At 69.4% G+C, this 26,160-nt stretch carries 23 protein-coding genes and 1 riboswitch; of the genes, 10 read left to right on the top strand and 13 right to left on the bottom strand.

All coding sequences use genetic code 11. The annotated features are described in order from the left end of the window. Position 1: 1 nt before the first annotated feature. The 7 genes from HF886_RS18890 (at position 2) to gcvP (ending at position 7,280) form a co-directional block, all read left to right on the top strand. A complete protein-coding gene (locus HF886_RS18890; protein ID WP_169622342.1) occupies positions 2 to 820 on the top strand; it encodes a DUF881 domain-containing protein in 819 nt (272 codons plus the stop codon). A gap of 45 nt (positions 821 to 865) precedes the next feature. Continuing rightward, on the top strand, positions 866 to 1,270 hold the full coding sequence (gcvH, locus tag HF886_RS18885; protein WP_072698118.1) for a glycine cleavage system protein GcvH: 405 nt from the start codon (positions 866 to 868) through the stop codon (positions 1,268 to 1,270). Positions 1,271 to 1,424: 154 nt separating this feature from the next. After that, positions 1,425 to 1,892, top strand: a complete 468-nt coding sequence (gene garA / locus HF886_RS18880; protein WP_169653169.1) for a glycogen accumulation regulator GarA — start codon at positions 1,425 to 1,427, stop codon at positions 1,890 to 1,892. Beyond that, complete coding sequence (locus HF886_RS18875; protein WP_072698120.1) at positions 1,892 to 2,629, top strand: MerR family transcriptional regulator; 738 nt, start codon at positions 1,892 to 1,894, stop codon at positions 2,627 to 2,629. Before garA ends, HF886_RS18875 begins: the two co-directional genes overlap by 1 nt. 114 nt (positions 2,630 to 2,743) lie before the next feature. Then, positions 2,744 to 3,217 (top strand): bifunctional nuclease family protein, encoded by a 474-nt coding sequence (locus HF886_RS18870; protein WP_072698776.1) that lies wholly within the window; start codon positions 2,744 to 2,746, stop codon positions 3,215 to 3,217. Between the two features lie 335 nt (positions 3,218 to 3,552). After that, positions 3,553 to 4,092: a MerR family transcriptional regulator gene (locus HF886_RS18865; RefSeq protein WP_296549291.1), complete on the top strand. Its 540-nt coding sequence runs from the start codon at positions 3,553 to 3,555 to the stop codon at positions 4,090 to 4,092. A gap of 72 nt (positions 4,093 to 4,164) precedes the next feature. After that, a riboswitch (glycine riboswitch) is annotated at positions 4,165 to 4,259 on the top strand. Between the two features lie 165 nt (positions 4,260 to 4,424). Beyond that, on the top strand, positions 4,425 to 7,280 hold the full coding sequence (gene gcvP, locus HF886_RS18860; protein ID WP_169653168.1) for an aminomethyl-transferring glycine dehydrogenase: 2,856 nt from the start codon (positions 4,425 to 4,427) through the stop codon (positions 7,278 to 7,280). 144 nt (positions 7,281 to 7,424) lie between these two features. On the opposite strand, the gene HF886_RS18855 is transcribed toward gcvP, so the two are convergent. The 6 genes from HF886_RS18855 to HF886_RS18830 form a co-directional block, all read right to left on the bottom strand. After that, complete coding sequence (locus HF886_RS18855; RefSeq protein ID WP_169653167.1) at positions 7,425 to 8,591, bottom strand: metallophosphoesterase; 1,167 nt, start codon at positions 8,589 to 8,591, stop codon at positions 7,425 to 7,427. 2 nt (positions 8,592 to 8,593) lie between these two features. Next, positions 8,594 to 10,333 (bottom strand): substrate-binding domain-containing protein, encoded by a 1,740-nt coding sequence (locus HF886_RS18850; RefSeq protein WP_346765413.1) that lies wholly within the window; start codon positions 10,331 to 10,333, stop codon positions 8,594 to 8,596. 188 nt (positions 10,334 to 10,521) lie between these two features. Then, complete coding sequence (locus HF886_RS18845; protein ID WP_169653166.1) at positions 10,522 to 12,705, bottom strand: malate synthase G; 2,184 nt, start codon at positions 12,703 to 12,705, stop codon at positions 10,522 to 10,524. 73 nt (positions 12,706 to 12,778) lie between these two features. Beyond that, on the bottom strand, positions 12,779 to 13,711 hold the full coding sequence (locus tag HF886_RS18840) for a 3-methyladenine DNA glycosylase (protein ID WP_169622336.1): 933 nt from the start codon (positions 13,709 to 13,711) through the stop codon (positions 12,779 to 12,781). Continuing rightward, complete coding sequence (locus HF886_RS18835; protein WP_169653165.1) at positions 13,708 to 14,796, bottom strand: hemolysin family protein; 1,089 nt, start codon at positions 14,794 to 14,796, stop codon at positions 13,708 to 13,710. The genes HF886_RS18840 and HF886_RS18835 overlap by 4 nt, the downstream gene beginning before the upstream one ends. Then, positions 14,793 to 16,223, bottom strand: a complete 1,431-nt coding sequence (locus HF886_RS18830) for a hemolysin family protein (RefSeq protein ID WP_169653164.1) — start codon at positions 16,221 to 16,223, stop codon at positions 14,793 to 14,795. Before HF886_RS18830 ends, HF886_RS18835 begins: the two co-directional genes overlap by 4 nt. A gap of 350 nt (positions 16,224 to 16,573) precedes the next feature. Between HF886_RS18830 and HF886_RS18825 the strand changes: the two genes are divergently transcribed. Further along, entirely contained in the window at positions 16,574 to 17,200 is a 627-nt protein-coding gene (locus HF886_RS18825) for a class I SAM-dependent methyltransferase (RefSeq protein WP_169653163.1), read from the top strand. Here the strand turns inward: HF886_RS18825 and HF886_RS18820 are convergent. The 7 genes from HF886_RS18820 to HF886_RS18790 all read right to left on the bottom strand — a co-directional run bounded on the left by HF886_RS18820 (position 17,154) and on the right by HF886_RS18790 (position 24,452). Then, positions 17,154 to 18,068 carry a DMT family transporter gene (locus HF886_RS18820; protein ID WP_169653162.1) on the bottom strand — a complete coding sequence of 305 codons (915 nt, stop codon included), beginning with the start codon at positions 18,066 to 18,068 and terminating at the stop codon, positions 17,154 to 17,156. The genes HF886_RS18825 and HF886_RS18820 overlap by 47 nt on opposite strands. A gap of 7 nt (positions 18,069 to 18,075) precedes the next feature. Then, positions 18,076 to 19,527 (bottom strand): NADP-dependent phosphogluconate dehydrogenase, encoded by a 1,452-nt coding sequence (gene gndA / locus HF886_RS18815; RefSeq protein ID WP_169622331.1) that lies wholly within the window; start codon positions 19,525 to 19,527, stop codon positions 18,076 to 18,078. Between the two features lie 47 nt (positions 19,528 to 19,574). Continuing rightward, on the bottom strand, positions 19,575 to 20,525 hold the full coding sequence (locus tag HF886_RS18810; protein WP_169653161.1) for a M56 family metallopeptidase: 951 nt from the start codon (positions 20,523 to 20,525) through the stop codon (positions 19,575 to 19,577). A gap of 13 nt (positions 20,526 to 20,538) precedes the next feature. Beyond that, positions 20,539 to 20,958 (bottom strand): BlaI/MecI/CopY family transcriptional regulator, encoded by a 420-nt coding sequence (locus HF886_RS18805; protein WP_169622329.1) that lies wholly within the window; start codon positions 20,956 to 20,958, stop codon positions 20,539 to 20,541. Between the two features lie 70 nt (positions 20,959 to 21,028). Next, entirely contained in the window at positions 21,029 to 21,934 is a 906-nt protein-coding gene (locus HF886_RS18800; RefSeq protein WP_169622328.1) for an ABC transporter ATP-binding protein, read from the bottom strand. Further along, entirely contained in the window at positions 21,931 to 22,926 is a 996-nt protein-coding gene (locus HF886_RS18795) for an iron chelate uptake ABC transporter family permease subunit (RefSeq protein ID WP_206037251.1), read from the bottom strand. The genes HF886_RS18800 and HF886_RS18795 overlap by 4 nt, the downstream gene beginning before the upstream one ends. A 146-nt stretch (positions 22,927 to 23,072) precedes the next feature. After that, the gene (locus HF886_RS18790; protein WP_296549290.1) at positions 23,073 to 24,452 is read right to left on the bottom strand and encodes an iron chelate uptake ABC transporter family permease subunit; all 1,380 of its coding nucleotides are present in this window, start codon (positions 24,450 to 24,452) and stop codon (positions 23,073 to 23,075) included. A 234-nt stretch (positions 24,453 to 24,686) separates the two neighbouring features. Between HF886_RS18790 and HF886_RS18785 the strand changes: the two genes are divergently transcribed. Together HF886_RS18785 and HF886_RS18780 are read left to right on the top strand one after the other, a co-directional pair. Further along, positions 24,687 to 25,394, top strand: coding sequence for a hypothetical protein (locus HF886_RS18785; RefSeq protein WP_169653158.1), 708 nt, complete (start codon positions 24,687 to 24,689; stop codon positions 25,392 to 25,394). Between the two features lie 284 nt (positions 25,395 to 25,678). Continuing rightward, positions 25,679 to 26,131, top strand: a complete 453-nt coding sequence (locus HF886_RS18780) for a PaaI family thioesterase (protein WP_169622324.1) — start codon at positions 25,679 to 25,681, stop codon at positions 26,129 to 26,131. The last annotated feature ends 29 nt before the right edge of the window (positions 26,132 to 26,160 follow it).

Raw genomic sequence — 26,160 nt, 5'->3', positions numbered from 1 at the left:
CATGTCCGACGACACACGCGGCGGCGAACACGAACCACGCGGCGGTCCCGAACGGGACGGCCCCCAACCGGACGCCGTCGAACCGGCTCGGGACTCGGATGGCCGGGACTCGGCGGCGGCGAAGCCGGGGCCCAAGCGGACCGCGCCGGTCTTCGCAGTACTCGCCGCACTCCTCGTCTTCCTGCTCGGCACGGCGATTGCCACACAGGTGAGGAACACCGGTACGGGCGACACCCTCGATTCGGCGCGCCCGGCGGATCTTCTGGTCCTGCTCGACAACCTCAATCGGAGAGAGGCCGCGCTGCGGCAGGAGATCACGGCACTCGAGCGCACACTCTCGAGTCTCGAGCGGGACGGCTCGGACGCCGCTCTTGCCGAGGCACGCGAGCGGCTCGACGACCTGTCGATCCAGCTCGGCACTGCTCCGGCGTCCGGCCCGGGAGTCGTTCTCACGGTGAACGATCCGCGAGGTGGCGTCGGTGCCGAGGTCGTGCTCGACATGATCCAGGAACTGCGCGCGGCGGGTGCCGACACGATGCAGATCGCCGGTGCGGGCGGCGAGACCGTACGGATCGGGGTGGATTCGTGGGTGACGGGCTCGCCGGGCGCGATCACGGTCGACGACACGCCTCTCCGTGCGCCCTATACGGTCACCGCCATCGGTGACGGACCGACCCTCGCGGCAGCACTGAACATCCCGGGAGGTGTCGTCGACGCCGTGGCCCGAGCGGGCGGCAGCCTCACCGTGGAACAGTTTCCGCAGGTCGACGTGCCCGCCTTGCGGGAGATCAAGCCGCGCCAATACTCTCAGCCCGGATAGTGAATCCGACGTTCGCCCGGAACGTCGCCCCCGAAAGGATCTACCTTGAGTGAGTTCGAAACCCCCGGCGAGTTGCGCTACACGGCGGAGCACGAATGGGTGCAGAGGACCGGAGCGACAACCGCGCGGATCGGGATCACGGACTACGCACAGTCTCAACTCGGCGACGTCGTCTTCGTGCAGTTGCCCGAGCCGGGTGCCGACGTGACCGGAGGCGACTCCTTCGGTGAGGTCGAATCGACCAAGAGCGTCTCGGATGTGTACGCGCCCTTCAGCGCGAAGGTCACCACGGTCAACACCGACCTGGAGACCAACCCGGAACTGGTCAACAGCGCTCCCTACGGAGCCGGATGGCTGGTCGAGGTGGAGGTGGACACCGAAGGTGACCTCGACGGCGCCCTCGGAAAAACGATGGATGCGGACGGCTACCGCGGCATCACGGAAAGCTGACGGACCCGGCATGTAACGTGGCCGCGACTACCTGCACCAGTGCCCCCGCACAGGGTACGGTCAGATATGGCGTGTGCCGTGTCGATTTGATCGGGGCGAACGACTCAACGATCGCCCGGGAGTTCCCGGGCGATCGAACGGATAAGGAGAAACGGTGAGCGAGAACGGCAACGCGGGCTACGAGGAGACTCCTGCGGAGACGACTTCGGTGTTTCGCGCCGACTTCCTGAACGAAGTGGAAAACGCCGGGGCCGGAACGGCTACGACCGACGCGCCCGTCTCAGGTGTCGAAGGGCTCCCTGCCGGATCAGCGCTGCTCGTCGTCAAGCGTGGACCCAATGCGGGTTCGCGCTTTCTGCTGGACCAGCCGACGACGTCGGCGGGACGGCATCCCGACAGCGACATCTTCCTCGACGATGTGACCGTCAGCCGCCGGCACGCCGAGTTCCGTCAGGACGAGGGCGACTTCCAGGTGGTCGACGTCGGAAGCCTCAACGGCACCTACGTCAACCGGGAACCGGTCGACTCCGCGGTACTCGCCAACGGCGACGAGGTTCAGATCGGCAAGTTCCGGTTGGTGTTCCTGACCGGTCCTCGCGGTTCGCAGGGCGCGAGTAGCTGATGACCGCAGCCCACCAGTCGGCGCCGGCCGGCATGTCGATCGGGTCCGTGCTCGATCGACTGCGGCCCGAGTTCCCGGATGTCACGATCTCGAAGATCAGATTTCTCGAGGCCGAGGGGCTGATCAGCCCGGAGCGCACTCCGTCGGGCTATCGCCGGTTCTCCATCGCGGACTGCGAACGGCTGCGCTATGTGCTCACCGCACAACGGGATCAGTACCTTCCGTTGAAGGTGATCAAGGAACAGCTCGAGGCGATCGACCGCGGCGCTGCGACGGTGGGATCGGTCGAGACCCGGCCCAAGCGGCCGCGGCCGCTGGCAGTTGCCCGCGGCGAGGTCTCGCCGGAGGATCTGCGCACCGACCGGGAGATCCGCGTCAGCCGCGACGACCTGTGCGAGCGGGCCGGTGTGGATGTTGCGTTCCTGACCGAACTGGTGGGGGCGGGCCTGGTCACGCCGGGACCCGCCGGATTTTTCGACGACGACGCGGTGCTGCTCGCACGCACCGCGAAGGCAATGGCCGAGTTCGGCCTCGAGGTACGGCATCTGCGCGCATTCAAGCTCGCTGCCGACCGCGAGGCCGGACTCGTCGCCCAGATCGCGGGTCCTGTCGCGAAGGGGCGCGATGCCGGGGCCCGGCAGAGAGCCGAAGAGATGGTGCGCGAACTCGCCGCACTGTCGTTGACGCTCCACACCTGCCTGGTGAAGGCCGCCGTCCAGGGCGCTCTCGACCGCTGATCGCCCCGGGCTGCGCCGGCCGGCACCTGACGGATGTTCGGGAGCGCACTAGAATTCAGGCAATATCGATTCGGGTGGTACGCCACTGACGAGCAGCGGGACGGAGGCGCCGCGATGAGCGAGATGCGAGTGGTGGGGATCCGAGTAGAACAACCCCAGAACCAGCCTGTCCTACTGCTCCGCGAGGTCGACGGGGAGCGGTACCTGCCCATCTGGATCGGCCAGAACGAAGCGACCGCGATCGCGCTCGAGCAGCAAGGTGTGGAACCCGCCCGCCCCCTCACGCACGACCTGATCAAGAATCTCCTGGACGCATTCGGTCACGCACTCCTGGAAGTCCGCATCGTCGACCTCCAGGAAGGCACTTTCTTTGCCGATCTTGTTTTCGACGGCGACATGCGCGTGTCGTGCCGTCCGTCCGATGCCGTCGCTGTAGCCTTGCGCATCGGTGCGCCGGTCTTCGTCGACGAAGCTGTGCTCACCGAAGCAGGACTGGTCATGCCGGACGAGCGTGAAGACGAGGTCGAGAAGTTCAAGGAATTCCTCGACAACATCTCTCCGGACGACTTCAAGGCGACGGACGGCTGAGCGGTCGTTCGTCGACCGGCGACGGACGCGTTGCCGCTTCGAGCAGCAGCACAGTCCGACGCGAGTAGTGTCGAACGTTGCCTTTCCGGTGGGCGTGTTGCTGCCCCGCGCCCCACGCCGGAGCGTACGCTGGGTAAATCCGAATATGGGTTACTTGGTGAGCCTGAGAGCGCTCGACGATTGGATGTGGTGGGGGATCCGCCGGTCGGTCGTTGCGAGGTACAACAGGGCGCGCGAGAGGAAGTCACACAGTGCGAGATCGGCCGCAGGGACAGCATTCCACCGTTGACGCCGGCGACCGCGCGAGTTCGTCACCCACACCGCACGACGACGAGATCCAGCCCGGGCTGTTCCCCGACGATTCGGTGCCCGACGAGCTTGTCGGCTACCGGGTGCCCATCGCGTGCCAGATCGCGGGAATCAGCTACCGCCAACTCGATTACTGGGCCCGCACCAACCTCGTGGTCCCGTCGATCCGGGGCGCGGCAGGATCGGGAAGCCAGCGGCTCTACTCGTTCAAGGACATCCTGGTTCTCAAGATCGTCAAGCGACTCCTCGACACCGGTGTCTCGCTCCAGAACATCCGCGTCGCCGTCGATCACCTGCGCAGTCGCGGGGTCCGCGACCTCGCCAGGATCACGCTGTTCTCCGACGGCACCACCGTGTACGAATGCACGTCGCCCGAGGAGGTCGTCGATCTTCTCCAAGGCGGGCAGGGCGTGTTCGGAATCGCGGTCAGCGGCGCAATGCGCGAACTGACCGGAAGCATCGCCGACTTCCCCGCCGAGCGTGCCGACGGAGGCGACGTCGAAGAGCGGCCGGAAGACGAATTGGCGTCCCGGCGCCGCAGTCGCATCAACCGCCGAATCGGCTAGACGAAGATCACCCGCGAGGGTGGTGCGGCGGCGTCGACGGAAGACCGTCGTGTTCTAGACTTGGGCTCGCGTCGCCGTCGTGCGGGAGAGTTCCGGACCTGATCCGGGCGCCGAAGGAGCAGCACCTCCCCGTCAATCTCTCAGGCATACAGGACCGTGCGAGCTACGACGTCTCTGGAAAGCGGTGGGAGCACCCACCCGCCCACGGGGAAACGCCCTCCACGGGCCGAATCTCTCAGGCGCTCGCACCGCGAGCTCACGACAGAGGGGGAGGAAACGCCCCGTGCGCCCACGCGCGGTGGTGGACCTCTCCGATCAGCCTGGGAGCTGCGATGTCAGAAGATGTCACCTCGAACTTCGCCGACCGTCACATCGGTCCCGACACCGCGGGCCTGCGCCGCATCCTCGAGGTGATCGGCGTCGACTCGCTCGACGCACTCGCCGCGCGGGCCGTTCCGGCGACTATTCTCGACGAGCGCGACGGTGCCGTCTCCGACGGGCTCGACGTCCTCGACGCTCCGAAGTCCGAACACGAGGTTCTCGCCGAGCTGACTGCTCTCGCCCGGAAGAACACCGTCGCGACCTCGATGATCGGGCAGGGTTACTACGACACGCTCACGCCGCCGGTACTGCTCCGCAACATCATCGAGAACCCCGCCTGGTACACCGCGTACACGCCGTACCAGCCCGAAATCAGCCAGGGCCGCCTCGAAGCCCTGCTGAACTTCCAGACCATGGTCGCGGACCTGACCGGCATGGAGGTCGCGAACTCGTCGATGCTCGACGAGGCCACCGCCGCGGCCGAGGCCATGACACTGCTGCGCCGCGCGAACCGCAAGTCGAAGAGCAACCGGATCGCTGTCGACACCGATCTGTTCCCGCAGACCGCCGCCGTCCTCGCGACCCGCGCAGAACCCCTCGGCATCGAAATCGTCACGGCGAACCTCGTCGACGACGGCCTTCCCGAGGGCGACTTCTTCGGGATCATCCTGCAGGTACCCGGAGCGTCGGGACGGGTGTACGACGTCGCCCCGATCATCGACGCCGCCCACGCACGCGGCGCGCTCGTCGCGGTGGGCGCCGACCTGCTGGCACTGACCTTGATCACCCCTCCCGGAGAACAGGGCGCCGACGCGTGCTTCGGCACGACACAGCGTTTCGGTGTCCCGATGGGATTCGGTGGTCCGCACGCGGGCTATCTCGCGGTGAAAGCGTCCGATACACGCACACTGCCGGGGCGGCTCGTCGGCCTGTCGGTCGACGCCGACGGCGACCCCGCCTACCGCCTCGCATTGCAGACCCGCGAGCAGCACATCCGGCGTGAAAAGGCGACGAGCAACATCTGCACCGCGCAGGTGCTGCTGGCCGTGCTGGCCGCGATGTACGCGTCGTACCACGGTGCCGAGGGACTGACGGCGATCGCGCGCCGTGTCGCCGGGCACGCGGATCACCTCGCGTCGGCGCTGCGTGAGGGTGGCGTGGAGGTCGTGCACGAGTCCTTCTTCGACACCGTGCTGGCCCGGGTCCCGGGCCGGGCCGACGAGGTGATCGGTGCCGCAGCAGCGGCAGGTATCAATCTCTACCGCGTGGACGCCGATCATGTTTCGGTGTCCTGCGACGAAGCCACGACGCCGGCGCACATCACCGCGGTGCTGGAGGCGTTCGGTGTCGCCGAAGGGCACTCGGGATCGGGTGGGGGCGCGTCGCTCGCCGCGCCGGCGCGGACGACCGCCTTCCTGCAGCACGAGGCGTTCACGCGCTACCGCACCGAGACCGCGATGATGCGGTACCTGCGGCGTCTGTCCGACAAGGATCTCGCGCTCGACCGCACGATGATTCCGCTCGGCTCGTGCACGATGAAGCTCAACGCCGCTGCCGAGATGGAAGCGATCACCTGGCCCGAGTTCGCGGGCTTGCACCCGTTCGCACCGGCCGAGCAGACCGCCGGCATCCGGAGTCTCATCGCGGACCTCGAGGGATGGCTGGCGGCGGTGACCGGGTACGACGCGGTCAGTCTGCAGCCGAATGCGGGCAGCCAGGGCGAATACGCAGGGCTACTCGCGATTCGCCGGTACCACCTCGACCGGGGCGACGACCGGCGCGACACGTGCTTGATCCCGTCCAGTGCCCACGGCACCAATGCCGCATCGGCAGTGATGGCCGGGATGCGCGTGGAGGTCGTGGCGTGCCGGCCGAACGGCGACGTCGACCTCGACGACCTGCGTGCCAAGATCGCCGACCATGCGGAGCGTCTCGCGGCGATCATGATCACGTACCCGTCGACGCACGGCGTGTACGAGGAGGACATCGCCGAGATCTGCGGGGCCGTGCACGACGCCGGTGGGCAGGTGTACATCGACGGCGCGAACCTCAACGCGCTGGTCGGGCTCGCGCGGCCGGGCAAGTTCGGTGGCGACGTCAGTCATCTCAATCTGCACAAGACGTTCTGCATCCCGCACGGCGGCGGTGGGCCGGGTGTCGGACCCATCGGAGTGCGCGCCCACCTGGCGCACTACCTCCCGGGACACCCGGCCGAACCGGGCCTCGGCGGTGGCGGACCGGTGTCGGCGGCGCCCTTCGGCTCGGCGTCGATCCTGCCGATCACCTGGACGTACATCAAGCTGATGGGGGCGGAGGGCCTGCGGAAGGCGTCGCTCACCGCGATCGCCTCGGCGAACTACATCGCCCGTCGTCTCGACGAGTACTTCCCGGTGCTGTACACCGGCGAGAACGGCATGGTGGCCCACGAGTGCATCCTCGACCTGCGCGGCATCACCAAGGCCACCGGCGTGACGGTCGACGATGTGGCGAAGCGACTGGCCGATTACGGGTTCCATGCGCCGACGATGAGCTTCCCGGTGGCAGGCACGTTGATGGTCGAGCCCACCGAAAGCGAGGACATCGCCGAACTCGATGCGTTCATCGACGCGATGATCTCGATTCGCCACGAGATCGACCGGGTCGGGGCAGGGGAGTGGCCCGCCGACGACAACCCGCTGCGCGGTGCTCCGCACACGGCTGAATGCCTGGTGGGAGAGTGGGACCACCCGTACTCGCGCCGGACCGCGGTGTTCCCGATGGGGAAGGCCCGCGCGAAGGTGTGGCCGGCGGTCCGGCGTATCGACGGTGCGCACGGTGACCGGAATCTGGTGTGCTCGTGCCCGCCGCTGGAGGCGTACAGCAACTGATCTGTCCGGGGCCGACGGGCGTAACCGTCGGCCCCGGCAGTCGCTCTCCGATCAATATTCTGGATTGTACGGAAACACTAGAAAACCAGAACACTCCTCACCTGAACGACGAATCCCACCTCAGCCCATACCCGAGGGCTGATTTCAGGAGGCGCCGGCGGTGAGTTCGAGAATCGTGATCTCGGGGGGAGCGCCGACCCGAACGGGCGGGCCCCAGGCGCCGGTGCCCTGCGACGTGTAGATCAAGGTGTCGCCGAACCGGTCGAGCCCGGTCACCGTGGGATTGGCGAGTGAGACCAACGGACGTAGCGGCCACATCTGTCCGCCGTGCGTGTGTCCCGACAGTTGCAGGTCCACGCCGCGCTCACGCGCTTCGAGGACATGCTTGGGCTGGTGCGCGGCGAGCACCACGACCGTGCCGGGTTCGATGCCGTCGAGCGCGGCCGACATGTCTGCGGTGTGTGGTTCCGGCGCCGTGTAGTCGTGAACTCCGGCAAGCGCGATCGTGTCGCCGCCCCGCGTGAGAACGACGTGCTCGTTGCGCAATGTCTGTACCCCGAGGGTTTCCCAGTGGTCGAGCCACGAAATGCCGTCGTCCGCGTAGTACTCGTGATTGCCACTGACACCGAAGACGCCGAGAGGTGCACGCAGGTCGCGAAGCGGTTCGAGGTCCTCTCCGGCGAGGGCCACGGTGCCGTCGACCAGGTCGCCGCCGAGGACCACCAGGTCGGGTTGTTGCGCGTTCACCAGGTCGACGACGCGGCGCACGAAGTCGGCACCGCGAGCGGGTCCGGCGTGCAGGTCGGTCACGAGCGCGACGCGGGTCCCCTCGAATCCGGCGGGGAGCCGGCGCAGGGGTACGCGGACGTCGACCACGCGCGGACGCGCGGCCTCGACGACGCCGTAGGTGACGGCACCGACCGATGCGACGACGAGTGTCGCGGTTGCGATGCGGATGGCTCGGCGCCGGGACGGGTCGGCAGGCTCGTCGGTGCGGGGCCTCGAGCGGTCACGAACGCGCCGGACGAGCCGTGCCCCGAGAGCGAAGAGGCCGATGAGCAGGACCCCGAGCCCGAGGTACAGCACGACGGCGAGCCAGGTCCACCCGAGGAACCCGATCGGCCGTGCCCACGACGGGTCGAGCGTCGTACCCACCGAGCCGGCGGCGATGGCGAAGACCGCGAGCACTACGAGGGCGAGGTCGGCGCCGAGCGCAGCGCGACCGGTCACACCGGGCGCGCGGACGAGCCGGCGATGCAACCAATACGTGATGAGGGCGAAGAAGATCGCCATGACAAGCAATCTGAGCACGGTCAGGACGCCAGCTTCCGGATGATGTCGACGAGGGCGGCGCCCTCGGTGGAGGGGACGGTCTCGAGTGTTCCGCCGGTGCGGTCGGCGACCGCTCGCAACGCGGAGAGGTCGTCGGCGGACTCGCCCAGGACGACGAGGTTCACACGGACGGGTTTGTCGGGGGAGGCAAGCTCGTCGACCGTGGCGAGGAGACCGGCCACGTCGGTGTCGCTGCTGTCGATCACTGCGAGCACGACGTTCGGGCGGGTGGGGTCGTACTTGTCCACCGCGTCGCGGTACGCGGCGGACAGCGCGGCACTCACGGGCTCGTCCTCGGTGAGGGTGACGCCGTCCAGTGCGCTGCCGAGCGCTGTTCTCTTCGCCGCGGTCAGGCCGTCCCGCTCCACCGCGATCCGGTATCCGGGTGCGGCGTCGGAGAACACGTACATGCCGATCACGGACGTGTCGGGGGAGCGGCGGACGAGGAGATCGAGGGCGTCGCCGGTGTGGGCGAGGCGAGTGCCGTCGCCGTCCACGGTCGACATCGACTGCGACGTGTCGACGACGAAGGTGACCTTGCCGGGCGGCACCGGCTCGATGCGGGTGCGGAGCAGTGCGTCGGTGACGACACGGGGGGCGGGAACGAGCGTCGAGTCCACGCGGGGAAGGCGGATGGTGTCGATGGGCGCGGGCACTTCGTCGCCGACCCGGAAACCGTTCTCGACCAAGAGTTGTGTCTGCTCGGGTTTGCGCACGTAATCGACGAATTCTGCCGCGGCGCGCGAGAGGGTCTCGTCGACCCACGGGGCATCCACAACGGCAGCCGGGAAATCCGCCACCGGGGTGGCACCGACGGGAAGATAGCCGGACACGCCGCGTACCGCGTCACCGTCGAGCGAGGCGTACAACTGCTGCTCGACGACCGGCACCGCGTGGACCGGCGCCGAGACGTCGGCCCGGGCGCCGAGCGCCGCGAGCGCGTCGGTCGTCGTCGGTCCGGCGGTCGGCCCGAGTGCATTGGCGCCGAGCGCCAGTTCGGTAACGGCGGTGACAGCAGCCGGGGACTCGGCCTGTTCGACGGTGACCGGGCCGGTGACCGGGCCGGTGACCGCCGCGGCGACTCCCTCGAGGGCGAGCGCGGTGGCGTCGGTGCGTTCGCCGGTGGGCAGCGCGAGTGCGAGCTGTCCCCACGCGTCGAGGCCCACGGCGCGCATCGCAGCCGGGTCGCGCTGGAGCTTCGGGAGATCGTCCCATCCGACCGCTGAGCTGGTCAGCGCGCGGCCGAGATCGTCGGGAACGGCGAGCACGACCGGGGAGGTGGCGAGGGAGCGGGCTTGCCCGTCGACGGCGGTGGTGGCGCGTTCGGCGGCGCGGGAATCGAGGGGCACCCACAGGGCGGGCCCGGGCCCGAGGGCGGCGTTCCACGGCGTGTCCGCGCCGAGGCTCGCCGCGACGGGAGCCGATTCGGCGGCGAACACCTGCGCGGTGACGCAGTGGTCGCGGATGACGGGAGCGACGTCGGTGCTCCACCGGTCGGCGAGCGTGGTCAGTGTCGGAGCGATCAGAGGGTCGGCGGCGATCCGGAGTACGGCGTCGCCTTCGACACATGTTGCGGCGGCGTCCGCGCCCTGCCTGTCGATTCGTTCGCGTAGCTGGAACCAGCCGAAGACGGCGACCACGAGCAGGAGGAGTGCCACGACCACCACGATCACGCTTGTGCTGATGCCTCGCGCACCGTCGCCGCGATGTCTCCCGCTCACGTCTGGGTTCGCCTCGTTTCGTCGTGAATCCGGTCGAATCCGACCGGCTACAGCAGTCTAGTGATGCCGCCGAAGGCGCTGTACGCGGTGCAGCCCGTAGTGCGGACGGGTATTACAGGGCAGGGCCCCGGTCCTTCTCGGATCGGGGCCCTGCTGCGCGAGGCGGGTGTGCCGGTGCCGGCGTTCTGTCAGGCGAACGTGGCCTTGTACTCGCGGCGGCGGCGGTGCAGGATCGGCTCGGTGTAGCCGCTGGGCTGCGTGGTGCCTTCGAGGATGAGTTCCTTGGCTGCCTGGAACGCGATGTTGCCGGCGAAGTCCGGGCCCATCGGCCGGTAGGTGGCGTCACCTTCGTTCTGACGGTCGACGACGGGTGCCATGCGTTCGAGGGATTCGATGACGTCGGCTTCGGTGACGACACCGTGGCGGATCCAGTTGGCGAGCAGCTGGCTGGAGATGCGCAGGGTGGCGCGGTCTTCCATCAGTGCCACGTCGTGGATGTCGGGGACCTTGGAGCACCCGACACCGTGGTCGATCCACCGCACCACGTAGCCGAGGATCGACTGGCAGTTGTTGTCGAGTTCCTCACGCTTCTCGGCGTCCGACCAGTTCGGGTTCTCGGCGAGCGGGATGGTGAGGATGTCGTCGAGCGTGGCCCGGGTCTTGCCCTTGAGCTCGTCCTGCACCGCGAAGACGTCGACCTCGTGGTAGTGGGTGGCGTGCAGCGTCGCCCCGGTGGGGGACGGCACCCAGGCGGTGTTGGCGCCGGCCTTGGGCTGGCCGATCTTCTGCACGAGCATGTCGTGCATGAGGTCGGTCATGGCCCACATGCCCTTGCCGATCTGTGCCTTGCCCTGCAGGCCGGCGGCGAGACCGGTGTCGACGTTCCAGTCCTCGTAGGCGGCGATCCACTTCTGCTGCTTCATCGCGGCCTTGCGCACGACCGGGCCCGCCTCCATGGAGGTGTGGATCTCGTCCCCGGTGCGGTCGAGGAAGCCGGTGTTGATGAAGGCGACGCGCTCGGATGCGGCTTCGATGCAGGCGGCGAGGTTGACCGTGGTGCGGCGTTCCTCGTCCATGATGCCGACCTTGAGCGTGTTGGCGGGCAGGCCGAGGATCTCCTCGACGCGGCCGAACAGTTCGGTCGTGAACGCGGATTCTTCGGGGCCGTGCTGCTTGGGCTTGACGATGTAGATCGAGCCGGTGCGGCTGTTGAGCAGCGGCCCGTGCTCGTCGTCGCCGTAGAGGCCGTGGCTGGCGCACAGGCTGGTGACGAGAGCGTCGAGGATGCCTTCGGGCACCTCGTTGCCGTCGCGGTCGAGGATCGCGGGGTTGGTCATGAGGTGACCGACGTTGCGGACGAACAGCAGCGAACGTCCGTGCAGTTCGAGGTCGCTGCCATCGAGCGCGGTGTAGACGCGGTTCGGTGCCAGGGTGCGGGTAAGGGTTTTGCCGCCCTTGGAGAACGATTCGGACAGGTCGCCGCGGTTGAGGCCGAGCCAGTTGCGGTAGCCGATGACCTTGTCCTCGGCGTCCACGGCGGCGACGGAGTCTTCGAAGTCCATGATCGTGGTGACCGCGGATTCGAGGACTACGTCCTTGACGCCGGCGGCGTCGGTGCTGCCGATGGGGGATTCGGCGTCGATCTGGATCTCGATGTGCAGGCCGTTGTTGCGCAGCAGCACGGAGGTGGGGGCGGCCTTGTCGCCGAGGTAGCCGACGAGCTTCTCGGGCTGGGCCAGACCGGTGACGGTGCCGTCCGCCAGGGTGACCCGGAGTTCGGTGCCGTCGATGGCGTATTTGGTGGAGTCGACGTGAGATCCCTCAGCGAGCGGGACGGCCTTGTCGAGGAAGTCGCGGGCCCAGGCGATCACCTTGTCGCCGCGCACCTTGTTGTATCCGGTGCCCTTCTCGGCGCCGTCGTCCTCGGGGATGGCGTCGGTGCCGTACAGCGCGTCGTACAGCGAACCCCAACGGGCGTTGGACGCGTTGAGCGCGAAGCGGGCGTTGAGGACGGGGACGACGAGCTGCGGTCCGGCCGTGGTCGCGATCTCGCTGTCGATATTCGCCGTGGTGATCTCGAAGGGCTCGGGGGCGGGGACGAGGTACCCGATCTCCTCGAGGAACGCCTTGTACGCGACGGGGTCGTGGGGCTGCCCGGCGCGGTCGCGGTGCCAGGTGTCGATGCGGCTCTGCAGATCGTCGCGCTTGGCGAGCAGCTCTCGGTTTTTGGGGGCCAGCTCGTGGATGATCTTGTCTGCACCGTCCCAGAACGCGGCTGCGTCTACCCCCGTGCCGGGGATCGCTTCGTCGTTGACGAAGTCGTAGAGCACCTTTGCGATGTGGAGTCCACCGATTTGCACGCGTTCTGTCATTAGCCTCACTCTTTCCGGTTGCGGTGCGCCCGGGGCAGCGCCACGGGTGCTTGCACGAAAAACTCCAGTTATGTTACCCGCCGGTAGCAGTAGGGGTGTCGGGTCGACACGCGCGCAGGGCGGAGCAGCGATTGAGCAGTTCCTCACGGAGGGCCGCGGCGCGAGTGGTGAGCGCCGACTGCTCGCGGACGTACTGTGCGCGTCCGGCGGCAGTCTCGATGGCGACGGGCGAGTAGCCGTAGCCGCTCAGATCATACGGGCTGGCCCGCATGTCCAATTCGCGAGCCGCCGACGCCAGCCGGAAACAGTCGAGCACCAGATCGGAGTCGACCAGCGGGGAGAGCTTGAAGCACCACTTGTAGAGGTCCATCCCCGCGTGCAGGCACCCGGGTTGTTCCCGGTCCGTCCGGCTGTCCTGGGTGAGTGCCGAGGCGTTGCGCGACGCGGCCTCCGGGGTGAAGAAACGGAACGCGTCGTAATGGGTGCATCGAAGCTGCATTGATTTCACCACGTCGTCCGTGCCCTGGTGGCCGAGGCGCAGCGGCACCGACGAGTGCCGGACGTCCTCGGTTCCGGTGCGGTACACCATCGCCCATTCGTGCAGACCGAAGCACCCCAGCTGGGCCGGACGGGACGCGGTGGCCGCGAGCAGACCGGCGACGAAGTCCACCGTGCCGGAGCGGTGCGCAAGGACCGCCTCGCTCACCCGGACCGCGGGCACGCCGTCCACCTCGAGCCGCTCGTAGCCGGGATGATCCCGGTAGTCGCGGGTCGCGGCACCGAGCAGGATCGTCCCGTAACCGGGATGCCAGAACCGCAACTTGCCGGGCCGGTAGTTGTAGTAGGTGAACAGGAAGTCGTGCACCGGGTGCGTCTCGTCGGCCGCGCGCCGCCGCAGATGGTCGGCCAGCAGGGCGTCCACCGCGGCGTGGTGACGGTCGCGGCGACCGGTCCAGTCCGCCTCCGCGAGCACGGTCGGGGCGGCACCGGGGGTGGGATCGGTCATGGGGCGCGGCGCTCCGGGGGTTCTGCGACGCGGTGGGTGGCGTCGCGGACGGTACCGACGAACTCCTCGACGAGATCTTCGAGCGCCACGATGCCGATCACGGTGCCGGCGGCATCGACGACCCCGCCGAGATGCGAACTGGTGCGGCGCAGCACCGACAGCGCCTCGTCCAGCGCGACACCCGGGCGGATCGACGGCAGCGGCCGGATGGTGTCGGCGGCGATGACGGCGTCGGGACCGGCGTTCGGATCTCCGACGAGGTCGAGGACATCCTTGATGTGCACGTAACCGTTGATCGTGCCGGTCGGTGCCTGGGCGGGATAGCGAGAGAATCCGGTCGCGATGACCGCCTGCTCGATCGCACCGAGCGTGGTGGTGCCGCTCGCCGTGACCGGCACGGTCCGCACGGCCGCGAGGGGGATCATGACGTCGGCGACGGTGCGGTTGCTGGTGCTCAGCGCCCGGGTGAGGCGGCGGTGCTGTTCCTCGTCGAGCAGACCCTCGGAACGGGACTCACCGATCATCTCCGACAGTTCGAGGGCGGTGACGGTGACCTCGAGTTCGTCCTTGGGTTCGACACGCATCAGCCGCAGCACCCCGTTGGCGCACACGTTGTAGAACGCGATGAGCAACCGGGCCGGTCGCATGAACATCAGGTGGGCGGGGACGAGCAGCATCGCGGTGCGTTCCGGACCGGCAATGGCGATGTTCTTGGGGACCATCTCGCCGAGCAGAATGTGCAGCACGACCACCAGGCTCAGGGCCAGGGTGAAGGCGATGGGATGCAGCCACGCCTCGGAGATCCCGACGAGGTGCAGGGGCCGTTCGATCAGGTGCGCGAGCGCGGGTTCGCCGACCCGGCCGAGCAGGATCGAGCAGATGGTGATGCCGAGTTGGGACCCGGCGAGCATCAGCGAGAGGTGCTCGCCGGCGTCGACGACGGTCTGGGCGCGTTTCCGGCCCTGGGCGACGAGCGTTTCGAGGCGGTCCCGCCGGGCGCTGATGAGTGAGAACTCCGCGCCGACGAAGAACGCGTTGCCGGCGAGCAGTACGACGGTGAGGGCGACGGCGATCCAGTCGTTCATCGGGCGTCACCGTCCGGGGTCTCCGAGGAGTCCGTTGTCTCCGAGGAGCCCGTGTCACCGAGGTGCCCGGATTCGGGGTCACCGGATTCGGGGTCGTCGTCCGGTTCGCCGGGGACGAGGAGAACCCGGTCGATCCGGTGACCGTCCATCTCGAGGATCTGCGCGTACCAGGGCCGGTGTTCCTCCCCGGGGCGGGCCGGCAGGACGATCTCGTCCCCGACGTCCGGGATGCGGCCCAGTTCGGTGAGGAACAGGCCCGCCAGAGTTTCGTAGTCTCCCTCGGGGGCCTGGTAGCCGGTCAGCTGGGCGAGTTCGTCGGTGCGGAGCAGACCCGCGCACGACCAGCCGATGCCCTGCGGGTGCGCGTCGAGTTCCGGTTCGTCGTGCTCGTCGCGGACATCGCCGACGATTTCTTCGATGAGATCCTCCATGGTGACCAGGCCGGCGGTGCCGCCGTATTCGTCGACGACCAGCGCGACCTGCATGCCGTCGGCGCGGACCCGTTCCATCACGGCGTCCCCGTCGAGACTGGAGGGCACGTTGGGAACCCGGCGGGCCAGGGTGTGGACCGGCGTGGTGGCCCGTGCGGCGGCCGGGACGGTGAACGCGTGTTTGACGTGGACGACACCGAGGGTGTCGTCGAGGTCGCCGTCGACGACCGGGAACCGGGAGTAGCCGGTGCGGTCGGAGCGGTCGATCAGGTCGAGGACGGTGTCGTTGCGGTCCAGCGACTCGATGGTCACACGCGGAGTCATGAGATCGGCGGCGGTGCGCTCACCGAACTGCAGGGACCGGTCGACGAGTTGGGCGGTGCTCTCGTCCAGGACGCCGCTGACGGCGGACGCGCGGACCAACGAGCCCAGTTCCTGCGGCGACCGCGCCGAGCGCAGTTCGTCGGCGGGTTCGATGCCCAGGCGCCGGACGATGTAGTTGGCGCTGCCGTTGAGCCCGTTGATGGCCCACTTGAACACGAGGGAGAACCCGGCTTGCAGGCCTGCGGTGGCCCTGGCGGTGGCCAGGGGCCGCGCGATGGCGAGGTTCTTGGGGACGAGTTCGCCGAAGATCATGGAGAACGAGGTGGCCAGGATCAGCGCGACGATCAGCGACACGGTGCCGGACGCGGACTCGCTCAGCCCGACCGCGGTGAGCAGCGGGTCGAGGAAGCGGGCGAGGACGGGTTCGGCGAGGTAGCCGGTGATCAGGGTGGTGATGGTGATGCCGAGCTGTGCTCCGGAGAGCTGGAACGACAGGGTGCGGTGTGCGTGCTGCACCTGCCGGGCGCGCAGGTCGCCGCCTCGGGCTTCGGCGTCGACGGTGCTGCGTTCGAGGGCCGTGAGGGAGAATTCGGCCGCGACGAAGAGCGCGGTTCCGGCGGTCAAGGCAACGAAGCCGACCAGGCTGAGGACGGACAGGATCACGGAAGTCACATCCGCTCCCGTGGGTGCTGAGTGTCGCCGGGGTGGTCACCCGGCTCGGTAGGGGAGCCCTCCGGACCGGCGGAGTCGGGCTCCGCAGTGGCTTCGGGTACTGACCTGCGGGAAGAGGGTGCCGCGGGCACCGGGTTCCTTTCGTCTGGTCCGGGACGGGGAGAGGAAGCGGCCGCCCGGACGTCGTGTGAAAGTCCTCATTCTACTGAGGGGATGCGGTGTTGTCGCCGCGGCGCCGAACCGCCCCCGGTCGGCGGCGGGTGCGACGGTTCGCCGGCCGTCGGCCTACGGTGTGGTCGGGACCGCGGAACGGATCCGTGCTCGCGCCCTCGGACGAAGGAGTATCGACCATGACTGCAGGAACCCCTGGCGGACGTATCCCGAGCCGGTGGGAGGAGATCACGGCGGCAGATCCGTCGCATTCGACCTGGTACGTGGAGCGGTTCCGGGAGTTGGCGGCACAGGGCCAGGACACCGCCGGTGAGGCCAGGCTGGTCGACGCCATGGTCGAGCGCGGGGCACGGGTACTCGACGCGGGCTGCGGTCCGGGCCGGCTGGGCGGATATCTGCATCGCGCCGGACACCAGGTCGTCGGCGTGGACGTCGATCCGGTGCTCATCGCCGCGGCGGAGGAGGACCATCCCGGTCCGCGCTGGCTGGTCGGGGATCTCGCGGAACTGGATCTGCCGGCGCGGGGGGTGACGGGCGCGTTCGACGTGATCGTCTGTGCGGGCAACGTGATGACGTTCGTGGCGCCGCCGACACGGGATGCGGTCCTGGCGGGATTCGTCCGGCACCTCGCCGACCGCGGGCGTGTCGTGGTGGGATTCGGTGCCGGTCGGGACTACGAGTTCGCGGAATTCTTCGCCGATGCGGAACGGGCCGGACTGACGGTCGACCTGCGACTGTCGACGTGGGATCTGCGTCCCTTCACCGAGGATTCGGACTTTCTGGTGGCGGTGTTGTCGCGGGCGTAGCGACCTCGGGGGTGGGAGCCTCCGCCCGGGACAGCGCGATGGTGGTGACGAACATGACGAGCACCGCCGCGGCGACGAGGACCATGCCGGCGCCGCCGACCTGCAGGTGTTCACCGAGCACGACGACACCGAGGAACATCGCACCGAGCGGTTCGCCGACGGTGAGGGCGGGGAGAGACGCGGACAGCGGCCCCACCTGAAATGCTCGTTGTTGCAGGTAGTAGCCGCCGACACCGGCGACGACGAGCATCCAGACCTGCCAGGAGGTCAGTACCGCGACAGGCCCGTCCTCGAACAGGTCGGTGACGTGTTTGGTGAGGGCGGCCACGACCCCGTACAGCAGACCGCCGGCGGTACCGAGCAGGGTCGCGCGGACGCCGGGGGTCAGCCGCGTGGTCTGGGCCGGGGCGGCGCCGAGCGCCGCGGCGGCCGCGGTGACGGCGAGGACCGCGCCGAGGGGCAGCGCCCAGCGGGTGGCGGCCGCGTCGGTGGTCCCGGCGGCGGGGTTGCCGACGATCAGGAAGATCGCCAGCGCCGCGCAGAGCGCTGCGGCGAGCAGCCAGGTGCTGCGGGTGAGGCGGTAGCCGCCGAAATAGGCGGCGAGAGGTAGCGCGAAGAGCAGCGAGCTCACCATCAGCGGCTGCACGACGAGCACCGAGCCGAGGGCGAGCGCCGCGATCTGGAATCCGTAGCCGGCGGTGTCGCCGACCGCGCCGGCCCACCAGCGAGGGTTGCGCAGCAGTGAGCTGACCAGGTTGCCGGTTTCGGGGACGGCGGCGGCGGATCGTTGCTGCGCGACCCCGGCGATCGCGGTCAGCACCGCGGCGGCGAGTGCGCACGCCACGGATGCTGCCGCGAGGCCGTTCACGGCGAGGTCAGGCGCTGACTTCGCTGTGGTCGCCGCTCCACAGGGTATGGAACTTGCCCGGCTTGTCGATCCGCTCGTAGGTGTGCGCTCCGAAGTAGTCGCGCTGACCCTGGGTCAGGGCGGCGGGGAGCCGTTCGGCGCGCAGCCCGTCGTAGTACGACAGCGACGACGCGAACGCGGGAATCGGGATGCCCAGCGTGGTGGCGGTGACCACCACCCGGCGCCAGCTGTCGATGCCCGCTTCGATGGCGTCACGGAAGTACGGGGCGAGGATCAGGCTGGGCAGGTCGGGGTCCGCGTCGTACGCCTCTTTGATGCGGTTGAGGAACTGGGCGCGGATGATGCAGCCGCCGCGCCAGATGGTGGCGAGGGCGGCGCGGTCGACGTTCCAGCCGTACTCGGCGCTGCCCGCCGCGATCTGGTCGAATCCCTGGGCGTAGGCGACGATCTTCGACGCGTACAGGGCGGCGCGGATGTCCTCGGTGAACTGGGCGGCGTCGGTGGGGGCGGCGCCGAGCGTGCCGCCGGTGAGTCCGCGGGCGGCGGCGCGCTGGTCGCGGGAGCCGGACAGGGCGCGCGCGAAGACCGCTTCGGCGATGCCGGTGACGGGCACACCGAGGTCGAGGGCGGATTTGACGGTCCAGCGGCCGGTGCCCTTCTGTTCGGCGGCGTCGACGATCACGTCGACGAGGGGCTTGCCGGTCGCGGCGTCGGTCTGGCGGAGCACCTCCGCGGTGATCTCGATGAGGTACGACTCGAGGGTGCCGGTGTTCCACTCGGAGAACACGTCGGCGATCGCTGCGGCGTCGTGGCCGAGCGCGTCGCGCAACAGCTGGTAGGCCTCGCCGATGAGCTGCATGTCGGCGTATTCGATGCCGTTGTGCACCATCTTCACGAAGTGGCCGGCGCCGTCGGGGCCGATGTGGGTGCAGCACGGGATGCCGTCGACGTGGGCGGCGACGGTCTCGAGGAGCGGGCCGACGGCGCTGTAGGACTCGGCGGGCCCGCCGGGCATGATCGAGGGGCCGTTGAGTGCGCCTTCCTCGCCGCCGGAGATACCGGCGCCGATGAAGTGCAGGCCACGCTCGCGCAGCGCTGCTTCGCGGCGGATGGTGTCGGTGTAGAGGGCGTTACCACCGTCGATGATGATGTCGCCCGGTTCCATCGCCCCGGCCAGTTCCTCGATCACCGCGTCGGTGGCGTCGCCGGCCTTGACCATGATGAGGACGCGGCGGGGTTTCTCGAGTGCGGCGACGAATTCTTCGATGGTTTCGGTGCGCACGAACGTGCCGTCGGAGCCGTGCTCGGCGAGCAGCGCGTCGGTCTTGCCGATGCTGCGGTTGTGCAGGGCGACGGTGTATCCGTGGCGGGCGAAGTTACGGGCGATGTTCGACCCCATGACGGCCAGGCCGGTCACGCCGATCTGGGCTTGGGGTGTCGCGGTGTGTTCGACGGTCATGGGTACAGCTTCCCCCGAAACGGGGTGGGATCGAAATCGGCGCGGGGTCAGTGCGCGAGCAGGCGGCTCAGCTCGGTGAGCCACGGTACGGCGACGGCGACGGTGGGCACCACCAGGATCGCGGCGGCGGCGATGTAGGCGCCGGCGGAGATACGCAGGTCGGGTCCGGGATCGGCGAGGCGCCGCACCCGGAGCACGGTGCTCGGCCCCCCGGCGGCCAGGGCGCCTTTCGGGGTGGAGGTGCCGGCGCACGCGACCAGTGCCCGGGCGAGGGGGGTCGGCCCGGTCACGCGGACCGCGGAGTCGTCGGCGAGCATCTCCACGAGCGTCTGCACCGAGCCGAGAGCGGAACGGGACCGCACCCAGCGGGGGAAGGCTTCGTACACGGCGGTGAACGCCTCGAGGACGAGGTCGTGGCGGGCCCGCAGGTGCGAGTGTTCGTGGCAGAGGATGGCGCGGAGTTCGGCGTCGCTGAGGTTGTCGAGGGTGCCGGCGCTGAGCACCACGCGGTGGCGCAGGCCGGGAAGGCAGTATGCGATGGGGTCGGCGGAGTCGAGGATCCGGACGTGCGGGTGGCGTCGGACGACCTCGCGGGAGTCGCGGTTGTCGAGAAGGTCGACGAGCATCCGGTGCCGGGACCGGCGACGGCGGGTACGGACCGCGACGCGGAGCATGGAGTAGATCAGGCGAGCACCGATGAGCAGGGTCAGGGCGAGCACCACGATGTAGGTCAGCCAAAGCGGCAGACCGAGCGCTTCGATTTCGCGGAGCGGCTCGGTGGTGGGCCGGCCGTCGGCCCCGGGGACGAGGAGCCGGCTGGCGATGGCGAGCCCGCTGCTGAACGCGGACAGGACCGCGGCCAGCGCGATCGCCTGCCAGAGCACGAGCGCCGCACGCGGGTTGCGGTGCGGCCAGGTGGCACGGGCGAGGAGCCCGGGCACCGGACCCGCGAGAAGCAGCGCGAGTATCCCGAAGAACAGCGCTGTGGGGGCGTTCATGACATCGAGTGTGTCAGCTCGCGCGCCCGGAGCCGTGTTCGCCCAGCGTGGCGGTGGTGCCCGACTGCTGGGCTTCGAGCTCGGCGAGTGCGGCGCGCAGTGCTTCGGCTTCGTCGGCGCCGACGCGGCCGACGAAGTGGACGAGGGCGGCGGCGCGGCCGGCGGTTTCGTCGGCTTGATCGAGGGCGTCCACCATGAGGTTGGCGACGAGTTCGTCGCGGCCGTGGACGGGCATGTAGCGGTGGGCGCGGTCGTCGCGCTGCTGGACCACCAGGTTTTTCTTCGCGAGCCGTTGCAGCACCGTCATGACGGTGGTGTACGCCAGGTTGCGGCGGGTGGACAGGGCTTCGTGGACCTGCCGGACCGTCTGGGGTTCGGTGGAGGACCACAGGTGGTCCATCACTGCTCGCTCGAGTTCGCCTAGTGCTGCCATGGTCCGATTCTACGGATTTCTCCGACGTTTGTGCGTACTACCCCGGGTCGTAGCCTCGGCGGGGTCGTGATCAGGGAGTTTCGGCAATTCCGGGCGTGTGCGCCGGGGCCACGGGACCCCCGACTGCGCCGTAGACGTGCCGGGTGCCGATCGGGATGATCAGCGGCCGGCCGGACACCGGATCCTCGATCACCGACGCGTCGAGATCGAACACCTCGGCGAGCAGTTCGGCGGAGATCACCTCCGAGGGCGGACCGGAGCGCACGATGCGGCCGTCCTTCATCACCACGAGGTGGTCGCTGTAGCGGACGGCGAGGTTGAGGTCGTGCAGGACCATCACGACGGTGCGGCCGAGTTCGCTGTGCAACCGGTCGACGAGGTCGAGCACTTCCACCGAGTGCGCGAGGTCGAGGTAGGTGGTGGGTTCGTCGAGCAGCAGGATGTCGGTGCCTTGCGCGAGTGCCATGGAGATCCAGGCGCGTTGGCGCTGGCCGCCGGACAATTCGTCGACCGGCCGGTCCGCGAGGTCGGCGATGCCGGTGCGGTCGAGCGCGGCGGCGACTTCGCCCTCGTCGTCGGACGACCATTGGCGCAGCCACGACTGGTGGGGGTGCCGGCCGCGGGCGACGAGGTCGGCGACGGTCAGTCCTTCGGGGGCGAGGGGCGCTTGCGGCAGCATCCCGAGCACGCGGGCGACGTCGCGGGTGCGCATCGTGGTGATGTTGCGGCCGTCGAGCAGGATCTGCCCGGTGCGGGGTTTGAGCAGTCGGCTCAGCGACCGCAGCAGGGTCGATTTGCCGCAGCCGTTGGGTCCGATGATGGTGGTGATGACGCCGGTGGGGATCTCCAGGTCGAGGTCGTCGATGATCAGCCGATCCCCGTAGCCGAGCCCGATGTGTTCGGCGACCAGACGGGTCGCCGGGGCAGCCTCGGGGTGTTCGGTGTCCGAGGCGGCGGGGGTGTGGGTGTCGGTCACGCGGAGACCTTCCGGTTGGAGCGCACGAGCAAGTACAGCAGGAACGGGCCGCCGAGCGCGGAGGTGACGAGACCGACGGGCAGTGGTACGGGCAGGATCGTACGGGCGATGAGGTCGGCGCCGACGACGAGCAGCGCCCCGGTCAGTGCGGACGCGATGATCGGCGGCCCCGCGGACTTGACCAGACGGACTGCGATCTGGGGGGCGGCGAGCGCGACGAACCCGACGGGTCCGGCCGCGGCGGTGGCGACCGCGGCGAGGGTGCAGGCGGTGATCAGCAGCAGGGCCTGCTGCGTTTGCAGCGGCACCCCGAGGGAGCGCGCCGTGTCGTCGCCGAGGCGCAGCGCGCCGACGGTGAACGACGAGACGGTGGCCCACGCGCCGAGGACGAGCAGAACCAGGGCGGCCGGGGCCACCTGGTTCCAGGAGACGCCGTTGAGTGATCCGGTGAGCCAGACCTGGGCGCGGGAGACGTCGTTGATGTCGGCGGAGACCAGCATCCAGTTGGTGAGGGCGAGCAGCATCGCGTTGATGCCGATGCCGATGAGGACGAGCCGGAACCCTTCGACGCCGTTGCGCCAGGCGAGCAGGTAGATGACCGCGGCGGTGAGCAGGGCACCGGCGAGGGCCGCCAGCGGCAACCCGAGGGTGGCGAGGATGCCGACGACGGATCCGCCGCCGGTGAGGACGATCAGGGCGACCGCGGCGGCGCTCGCACCGGCGGTGATGCCGAGGATGTCGGGGCTGGCGAGGGCGTTGCGGGACAGCGACTGCGTGATCGCGCCGGCCACGGCGAGGGCGGCGCCGACGACGATCGCGCCGACCGCCCGGGGCAGTCGCAGGTCGAAGACGACGAATCGCTCGAGGCGGGAGCCGCCGCCGAAGAGCACCTCGATGACCTGGGGAACCGACATCGGGTAGTCGCCGCGTCCGAGCGACACACAGGTGAGCAGGAAGGTGGCGACAGCGATCAGGGCGCACACCAGCACCATGCGGCCGCGCCAGACCACCGAGAACGGTCCGATGCGGAACGCGTGCCGGCCGGGCACGGCGGTGGAGATCTGGATCGGCGAGCGGCGCCGCGCGCTGTCGACGGGGGCCGTGAGGGGCGTGGGGGTCTCGGTGCCGGGGGTGGTGGTCACAGTGCCACCAGCTTCCGGCGTCGCACCAGGGCGATGAAGAACGGGGCGCCGATGAGTGCGAGCACGATCCCGACCTGCAGTTCGCCGGGGCGCACCACGATGCGGCCGATCACGTCGGCGAGTACGAGCAGGACGCCTCCGAGCAGCCCGGCGTAGGGCAGCAGCCATCGGTAGTCGGGCCCGGTGATCGCGCGGGCGATGTGCGGGACGATCAGGCCGACGAAGGCGATCGGTCCGCAGGCAGCGGTGGCTGCGCCGGTCAGGACGGTGATGGCGGCGATGCCGACCACGCGGGTGAGCACGACGTTGGTGCCGAGGGAGCGGGCGACGTCGTCACCGAGGCTGAGCACGTTGAGCGACGGTGTGCCCGCGATGGCGACGACGAGTCCGGCGACGAGGAACGGGAGGACCTGCCAGAGCACGTCCATGCCGCGGCCGGCGACGGAGCCGACCACCCAGAATCGGTAGCCGTCGAGGCTGGTCTGGTCGAGCAGGACGATGGTCTGGATCATCGCCTGCAGGAAGAAGGCGACGGCCGCGCCGGCCAGGGCCAGGCTCAGTGGGCTCGAGCGGCCGTTGCCGACGGAGGCGAAGCCGAACACGACGATGCTCGAGAGCATGGCGCCGGCGAACGCGAACCACAGGTATTGGGCGGGGGTGGTGACGCCGAACAGGTAGATCGCGAGCACCACCATGAACGCGGCACCGGCGTTGATGCCGAGCAGGCCGGCGTCGGCGAGGGGGTTGCGGGTGTGCCCTTGGATGAGCGCTCCGGCGACGCCGAGTGCGATGCCGACGATCAGGGCGAGCAGGGTGCGGGGGATGCGGAGCGAGTGCACGATCAGGTCGGTTTCGGCGCCGTCGTTGACGGCCAGCGCGTGGTAGACCTCGGCGAAGGACATGGGCCGGGCACCGACGGCGATGCTGGCGAGCAGGACGAGCACGAGGAGAACTGCCAGGACGGCGAGGCCGAGGAGTCGGCGGCGGCGCATCGCGGGGAGGCTGGTGTCGGCCGGTCGGGGCGTGAAGCCGTCGTGGACGGCGGCCTTGACGGTGACGGTGTCGGTGCCGCGCCGCAGGAGTGCGGCCCGGGCGCCGACCGGTGCGCTGGTGACGGTGTCGCGGGTGACCAGGCCCAGCCACTGTTTGCCGAGGCTCTGTCCGGTGCGGCCTTCGCGGAGTCCGCGATTCCACCACAGCACCGCTGCGGCGATGAGGACGGCTGCGGTGCCGAACACGATGCGGTCGGCCTGCCCGCCGCCGTGTGCGTCGCCGAGGGTGTCGACCACCAGGGCGCCGATGGCGAGGGGGAGGGCGACGAGTGCGAGGTCGAGGAGTTCGGCGGCGACGCGACGCCCCGTGGTGGGCGGGGTGATCGGGGTGGACGCCGGTGGGGCGGCGTTGCGGTGGGGGGTGGTGGTCACGTGCGCGGGGTGCTCCTCGGGAGGGATCGCGAGTGGGACTGCGGATCTAGGAGTTAGGTTACGGAATCCTATGTGGCGGCGGGAGGGGGTGCCCGGGGGAACGGGAACGGGAGGGTTGCGCGCTCCCGCCCGGACTGCAATGGTTAGGCTTACCTAATTAACGGGACCCGTCGATCAGGAGGTCGGATGACGACTCTGCTGCTGCCGTCACCCGCGGCCGCTCCCACCCCCGTCCGCGCGTTCGACGACACGCGCCGGCGACTGGAATCACTCACCGCGGGAGCGCCGCGCGTGTACGCGGTCGCGTGCGTGGACGAGGAACCGCGGCGACGCTGGTGGTACCTCGGGGGAATGGAGCGCACGCACCGCATCGAGTTGCTCTACGCCCGGGCGCGCGAAGACGTCGAGGATCCCCGCATCGCCGCGGAACAGGTCGCCGCCGCGCTCATCCATGCGGTGACCGGACGCGTGCTCGCCCCGTATGTCTTGGACGGCCGCGTGTGGGATCCGGGACTGGACAATCTCTGGCTGCATCAGGACAGCGACGGCTGCATCGACTGGGCGGGTGTCGCCGACGACACGCTGCGGGTTCTGCCGGACGATCGCGCCGCCGACTCCGGCGACGTGGTGGTGCTGCCGTGCGAGGAGGCGATGGCCGTGTGGACGGCGCATCGCGCCGTCAGTGCCCTGACGGCGGTGCACGGCGCCGTCTGCCGGTCCGCGCCCCTCGACGGTCCGCGATTCTGGGCCATGGTGGGCCGGTCCGTGGTGACCGGTGCGGCGCAACTGCCGATTCTCGGCGGCGGATCCCGGCGGGTCGCCGCGCGCCGGGGGCAGATTCTCCTCGACGCGTTCGTCGCAGCAGGGTTTCCGGTTCGAGGTCTTGTGAAATAAGGGCAGCCTTCCCTATAGTGGGGATGTTCGCGCAACAACGGACCGCGCCGGAGTCCTGAGGGCTGCAGTGATTCCCGGGTCCATACCGACGGCGGGTCCCACGAGCACTCGTGGGGCCCGCCGTCGTGCGTATCCCGTGGCCCCGGTCCAGGGATGGGTACGGCGAACGCGCCGCGCAACCGAAACACGCGACGTGACCGAAAACCGCGATGCCCTACCATCGTTCGGTGGCCACCGGCGCCCGGATCCACCGGACGCGGCCCCGCATGCAACGGAGAGACCGCATGACCGATCAGCCCCGGCTCGACCCCACCTCGCTGCACGACCCGGCCGCCGCCACAGCGCTCAACGCCAACGGGTTCGGCACCGCCCTCGGCCTCGAATTCCTCGAGATCGGCCCCGACCGGGTGGGGGCGCGCTGGACGGTGACCCCGAACCAGCACCAGCCGTTCGGAATCGTGCACGGTGGCGTGTACTGCGCGGTGATCGAGACACTCGCGAGCGTGGGTGGCTCCGCGTGGTTCGCCGACCGCGGCACCGTCGTCGGAGTCAACAACAACACCGACTTCCTCCGTGCCACCCGCGAAGGTGTTCTCACCGCGGTCGGCACCCCCGTGCACCGCGGACGCACCCAGCAACTCTGGAAGGTGATCATCACCGACGAGCAGGACCGCCTCGTCGCCCAGGGTCAGGTGCGACTCGCGAACATCACCGACGCCGCGCATCTCGGCGGCTGACCGCCGCCGACCCCACGCGACACCGGGAT

The sequence above is a fragment of the Rhodococcus sp. 105337 genome, from assembly GCF_012844225.1.
Lineage (GTDB): Bacteria > Actinomycetota > Actinomycetes > Mycobacteriales > Mycobacteriaceae > Rhodococcus.
This window is presented reverse-complemented; position numbering and strand designations above follow the sequence as displayed.